Origin of the sequence: Vibrio sp. 10N.222.47.A9 (assembly GCF_963872585.1) — a bacterium.
In the GTDB taxonomy this organism is placed as follows: domain Bacteria; phylum Pseudomonadota; class Gammaproteobacteria; order Enterobacterales; family Vibrionaceae; genus Vibrio; species Vibrio splendidus.
Genome location: NZ_CAWNBB010000053.1, coordinates 1 through 6,194, shown reverse-complemented (window position 1 = coordinate 6,194; position 6,194 = coordinate 1). Strand labels below are relative to the sequence as shown.

The window sequence follows — 6,194 nt, the reverse complement described above, 5'->3', positions numbered from 1 at the left end:
CGAATCTCGAATCTCGAATCTACTTATAAATGCACAGCATGTTCAAGTAACTATCCGTTAAGCTTGAAAGCTCTTCTGGCGTTTCTACACGTTTCGCTTGGATGAATAGCGAGTAGCAAATGCCGTGGAATAGGTTCGCTAGATGTTTAGGATCGTGATCGTCGCAAACTTCGCCGCGTTCAATCGCTTTGCTAAACATGTTTTGTACTAACATTTGGTTAGTGCGGTTGGTGGTTACGAATAGAGGCCATACTTCATCACGAGTCGAAGCGCTCCATTCAAACCATACGTTCAACCAATGGCTATCGTGAGCCACTAACGTCACCATTTCAGTCGCAATATTATGTAGGTTTTGTTTTGCGTGAATATCCAGATCGATATTGTCTGAAAGGAAGTTAGAGAATTGGCGTACAACATGATTAAGCACTTCATCAACCAGATCTTCACGGGTAGGGAAGTAATTAAATACCGTTGCTACAGACACCTGAGCGATGTCTGCAATATCAGCGTGTCCACCACGACCAATACCGCGGCGAGAGAATACCTCAAGAGCGATTTCCATCAATTGAAGTTTTCTTTTTAAAGGTGAAAGCCTAGTTCTAGGTCTCTTAGATATTGAGTCCATTTTATTTTCCTTGCCAACGAAATTTTTATATTAATGATTTTATTATTATTTAAGCCAAGATGAGTGTAATGGTGCATATGCGAATGGTCAATCCTTTGAGCTTGTTTTATAGACAGTTACATCAAACTTGATACATAAAGCGTGATCAGGATTGATGTGAAAGGAAGCGAGTATTGGATAGGGCATCAGCGCACATTTAATTGAGAATCTCACAGTAAATTAGAACCATAAGGTGGTGTGGGTATTTGAGCAGTGCTAGACTTACTCACAAAATTGAGCGACACAACTGACGAAACTGTCAACATTCGTCGCAATCACCAAATAAAATGAGAGCAGTATGAAGCATACAGTTGAAGTCATGATCTCTGAGCAAGAAGTTCAGGATCGAGTGAACGTACTAGGCAAGCAGATCACGGAGCACTACAAAGGCAGTGAAGATCTAGTTTTAGTTGGCTTATTACGTGGATCTTTTGTCTTTATGGCGGATCTTGCTCGTGCTATCGATTTAACTCACCAAGTTGATTTCATGACCGCGTCTAGCTACGGCAACGGCATGGAAAGCTCACGTGATGTTCGTATTTTGAAAGACCTTGATGATGATATCCAAGGTAAAGATGTTCTGCTTGTGGAAGACATTATCGATACCGGTAACACACTGACTAAAGTGAAAGAGATTTTGAGCCTACGTGGCCCTAAATCTATCGAAATCTGTACGTTATTAGACAAGCCTTCTCGCCGTGAAGTGATTGTCGATACAAAGTGGATTGGTTTTGAGATTCCTGACGAGTTCGTTGTTGGTGTTGGTATCGACTACGCACAAAAATATCGTCACCTACCGTACATCGGTAAAGTAGTACCTCAAGAGTAATCACTGCTCTGTGAAGAAAAACAAAAAAGGCTCGCACAATGCGAGCCTTTCTTATATCTACTGGTTAGATGTTAAAGGTTAACCAAGAGTGGGAGACGATAGGATTTTTTCAAGCGCTTCTAAGTGACTATTTTCTAACGTGTCATTACTTGAACAACGAACGCCAAGGTCTTGTAGCTTGCCGTTACCTATACCATAAACTACGCCGTGGATTTCAATATCTTGTCCACGTTCCCATGCGGTTTGCATGATGGTTGAGTTACCAAGGTTATAGACTTGCTCAGCAACGTTAATTTCGCACAACTTGTCACCCCATTGTTCACGAGGTAGAGATTCAATTTGCTTACGGTACTTAAGGTAGTTATCGCGAATGTGGAGTAGCCAGTTGTTGATAAGGCCCAGTTTAGGGTTATCAATCGCTGCATTAACACCACCACAGCCATAGTGACCGCATACAATGATGTGTTTAACTTTGAGTACGTCAACGGCGTATTGCACAACGGATAAGCAGTTGAGATCGGTATGAACCACTTGGTTTGCTACATTTCGATGAACAAATAGTTCGCCAGAATATAAACCAGTGAGACGCTCGGCCGGTACTCGGCTATCAGAGCAGCCAATCCATAGAAAGCCAGGGCTTTGCCCTTCTTCAAGCGTTGTAAAATACTCAGGTCTTTGAGATCGAATTTCTTCAGACCATTTAGAGTTGTTTTCAAAAAGCTGTTTAATCTCTGGCATTTTGCGTCTTACATCCCTTCATTAAGAATTGTAACTATACACAATGTTACAAATTCAATCCCGTAAAAACTGTGTCAACACGTACTCATCTGACGTGTTCTAGTCGTTAAGATCATTAACTTAGCACAGAAACTACCATCTGGTTATAAGTCATGAATAATGTGATTGAATTAACACTTTCTGTCTGATTAACTCATTTGTTAAAGTGATAAGGTTTGTCATTTTCATCATCAGGAAGGTGTGTTTTGTTTGGAAGTCGTTTTGCGGATATCAGTCTCAAAGGAGACATGTTTGGCGGTGTAACCACAGCCATCATTTCATTGCCTTTAGCGTTGGCATTTGGTGTTGCGTCTGGTGCGGGCGCGGAAGCTGGCCTTTGGGGCGCCATCATGGTCGGCCTATTTGCCGCACTGTTTGGCGGCTCAAGCAGCTTGATATCAGAGCCTACCGGGCCGATGACGGTGATCATGACAGCAGTGATGACAAGCATGGTGGCCAAGTATCCTGAAACCGGAATGGCAATGACCTTTACCGTGGTCATGATGGCGGGTGCTTTTCAGATATTACTTGGTACCTTAAAGCTTGGAAAATACGTTACTTTGATGCCATATAGCGTGATTTCTGGGTTTATGTCGGGTATCGGCGTTATTCTGATTATCTTGCAGTTATCACCATTGTTAGGACATGCGGCTCCATCTGGCGGGGTGATGGGCACGCTTTCCGCATTGCCTGATACGTTAGCCCATCTGAAAATAAGTGAACTGTTTTTAGGGGCATTAACACTCGGTATTCTGTTTGGCTTTCCGGCTAAATATCGTAAGTATGTGCCCGCTCAACTGGTTGCTTTGGTTGCTGTCACCCTTTTATCCGTCATTATTTTCGATACCGACTCTATTCGCCGTATTGGTGAGATCCCTGCTGGTTTACCCTCTCTCGTTATTCCGACAATCAGTTCTGAACAATTTACGACCATGGTTATTGATGCCTTGGTGCTGGGTACGTTGGGTTGCATTGATACGCTTCTGACTGCGGTTATCGGAGATTCACTGACTCGTAAAGAACATGATTCAGATAAAGAACTTCGTGGCCAAGGCATCGCGAATATGATTTCTGGTCTGTTTGGTGCGCTACCCGGTGCGGGCGCAACCATGGGTACCGTAACCAATATTCAGGTGGGTGCTCGCTCTCCACTTTCTGGTGTTATTCGAGCTTTAGTTTTGGCATTGGTGGTATTGGTTGCTGGTGGCTTAACCGAACCAATCCCTATGGCGGTATTGGCTGGCATTGCGATGTATGTTGGTTTCAATATTCTTGACTGGAGCTTTATCCAGCGAGCACACAAGGTGAGTTATGCCGGTATGGGCGTAATGTACGGCGTGATGCTGTTGACTGTGTTTGTTGACTTGATTATTGCTGTCGGACTGGGTGTTTTTATCTCGAACATCCTGATTATTGAAAGATTGAGCCGAGAGCAAGCCAGACAAGTTAAGGCGATCAGTGATGGTGATGATGAAGATGATATCCCATTGACCGATAGCGAACGTCAGCTACTGGATAGTGGCAATGGTAAAGTGCTGTTCTTTTACCTTTCTGGGCCGATGATATTCAGTGTTTCAAAGGCGATTTCACGTCAGCACTCTAGTATCTCTGATTACGAAGCGATGATTCTAGATCTGACAGATGTGCCTATGATTGATGTGACGGTTGGGCTTGCACTAGAAAATGCGATTAAAGATGCGTTGGATGCGCAGTGTGAAGTGTACTTACTGTGTCCGAATGAGAATACTCGTCAGCAGCTAGAGAAATTCCACGTGCTTGATCTTGTGCCGGAATCCAACACTTACCGATTTAGATATGAAGCTCTGACAGCTGCAACAAGCTATGTTGATAGAGATGAACATCAATTTGAGTCAGTCTAATTTTCAGCAATAATCTGACATGAATCAGTTATAGACGCCAAATCTAGTATTGGTGATTAATGCCGTTAAGTGAATAACTTAACGGCATTTTTATGTTTGCTGAACACTGAATTGGTCTTCACATAGCTAATATTCTTGTTCGCTTTCGAAAGAAACCCTCACTCGGTATTTGTATTAATCGTTAATCAACGATAAACTTGTTTGCAAAATGGCCGAGTAAACAAGTTTGGGTTAGTTTTCTGCTAGCTCTTTTTAAGCATTACTCTCTTCCTCAAGCTCGGTCATCAACATCTTATCTATAGCAAATGGCAGTCTATCTCTATGTATGCATTAGAAATTGAGCAATTAAGAAAAACTTATGCAGGGGGCTTTGAGGCTCTTAAAGGCGTTAGTTTACAAGTAGAAAAAGGCGATTTTTACGCTCTGCTTGGTCCAAATGGTGCAGGTAAATCAACCACCATTGGTGTTATCTCTTCACTGGTTAACAAAACTTCAGGCAAGGTTAAAGTGTTCGGCTACGACATTGATACCGATCTGGAGTTGGCGAAACAGAACTTAGGTCTAGTGCCGCAAGAGTTTAACTTTAACCCGTTCGAAACCGTTGAGCAGATCGTACTACAACAAGCGGGTTATTACGGTGTGCCCAAAGCAGTGGCGAAAGAGCGAGCGAAAAAATACTTATCTCAGCTCGATTTGTGGGAAAAGCGTGGCGAACGTGCACGTAACTTGTCTGGTGGTATGAAGCGTCGTTTGATGATCGCACGTGCGCTGATGCATGAGCCCCATTTGTTGATTCTTGATGAGCCAACGGCGGGCGTTGATATTGAACTGCGTCGTTCAATGTGGGGGTTCCTGAAGGAGATCAATGAGAAGCAGGGTATTACCATTATCTTGACGACGCACTACCTAGAAGAAGCGGAAATGTTGTGTCGTAACATTGGTATCATCAACCGTGGTGAGCTGATCGAGAATACAACAATGAAGTCGCTGCTGGGTAAGTTGAGTGCAGAGACCTTTATTCTTGATCTTGAAGAGGGCGCGACTGAACCTAAACTTGAAGGTGTGAATAGCCAAGTGATGGTTAATGGTTCGCTAGAAATCGAAATCGACAAGAACCTAGGTTTGAATACCATCTTTGCTCAATTGAGTGAACAGCAGGTGAAAGTCCTCTCTATGCGTAACAAAGCAAACCGTTTAGAAGAGCTATTTGTGAGTATTGTCCGTGAAGGGAGTAAATAATATGTACAGCCTATATTGGACCGCTTTCTGTAGCTTGTTGACCAAAGAGATCAATCGCTTTACTCGTATCTGGGTGCAAACGCTTGTTCCGCCAGCGATTACCATGACGCTGTATTTCATCATCTTTGGCAACTTGATTGGTGCGCGTATTGGTGAAATGAACGGCTTTAGCTACATGGAATATATTGTTCCTGGCCTGATCATGATGTCGGTGATCACTAACTCATATTCCAACGTTGCTTCGTCGTTTTTTAGTGCCAAATTCCAGAAGAACATTGAAGAGCTGCTTGTAGCGCCAGTCCCTAACTACGTGATCATTGCTGGTTTCGTCATGGGCGGTGTGGTGCGTGGCTTGTTAGTGGGTACCATAGTCACATTCGTATCGCTTTTCTTTGTCGACCTGCAAGTTGACCATTGGGGCGTGATTATTGCGACAGTATTTCTAACGTCGGTTGTGTTCGCTCTGGGTGGTTTAATCAACGCTGTATTTGCACGCACGTTTGACGATATCTCTATTATCCCGACCTTTATCTTAACGCCGCTGACGTACCTTGGTGGTGTGTTTTACTCGATCAGTCTATTGCCTGAATTTTGGCAAGGTGTGTCGAAACTGAACCCAATTGTGTACATGGTTAACGCGTTCAGATATGGCTTCTTGGGCGTGTCTGATGTGGGTATTGTAACGTCGTTTGGTGTATTGGGTGTGTTTATCGTAGCGCTGTATGGCGTTGCACACTATCTAGTGACTAAGGGGATTGGCTTACGCAGCTAACCTTTGGTTATACCAATTCCATTAATTAACTTA

The 6,194-nt window shown here is 43.3% G+C and carries 6 protein-coding genes; 4 read left to right on the top strand and 2 right to left on the bottom strand.

Translation table 11 applies throughout. From position 1 onward, the window contains the following. Positions 1 to 19: 19 nt before the first annotated feature. Positions 20 to 625, bottom strand: coding sequence for a LuxR/HapR/OpaR family quorum-sensing transcriptional regulator (locus AACT19_RS17120; protein WP_017079965.1), 606 nt, complete (start codon positions 623 to 625; stop codon positions 20 to 22). Between the two features lie 337 nt (positions 626 to 962). On the opposite strand from AACT19_RS17120, the gene hpt reads away from it, so the two are divergent. After that, complete coding sequence (hpt, locus tag AACT19_RS17115; RefSeq protein WP_004735452.1) at positions 963 to 1,493, top strand: hypoxanthine phosphoribosyltransferase; 531 nt, start codon at positions 963 to 965, stop codon at positions 1,491 to 1,493. A gap of 78 nt (positions 1,494 to 1,571) precedes the next feature. On the opposite strand, the gene can is transcribed toward hpt, so the two are convergent. Then, positions 1,572 to 2,231, bottom strand: coding sequence for a carbonate dehydratase (gene can / locus AACT19_RS17110; protein ID WP_004735453.1), 660 nt, complete (start codon positions 2,229 to 2,231; stop codon positions 1,572 to 1,574). Between the two features lie 287 nt (positions 2,232 to 2,518). On the opposite strand from can, the gene AACT19_RS17105 reads away from it, so the two are divergent. The 3 genes from AACT19_RS17105 (at position 2,519) to AACT19_RS17095 (ending at position 6,161) form a co-directional block, all read left to right on the top strand. Next, a complete protein-coding gene (locus AACT19_RS17105) occupies positions 2,519 to 4,150 on the top strand; it encodes a SulP family inorganic anion transporter (protein WP_029222291.1) in 1,632 nt (543 codons plus the stop codon). Between the two features lie 321 nt (positions 4,151 to 4,471). Continuing rightward, positions 4,472 to 5,389 (top strand): ABC transporter ATP-binding protein, encoded by a 918-nt coding sequence (locus AACT19_RS17100; RefSeq protein ID WP_017079966.1) that lies wholly within the window; start codon positions 4,472 to 4,474, stop codon positions 5,387 to 5,389. Position 5,390: 1 nt separating this feature from the next. Beyond that, on the top strand, positions 5,391 to 6,161 hold the full coding sequence (locus tag AACT19_RS17095) for an ABC transporter permease (protein ID WP_004735456.1): 771 nt from the start codon (positions 5,391 to 5,393) through the stop codon (positions 6,159 to 6,161). Positions 6,162 to 6,194: the final 33 nt, after the last annotated feature.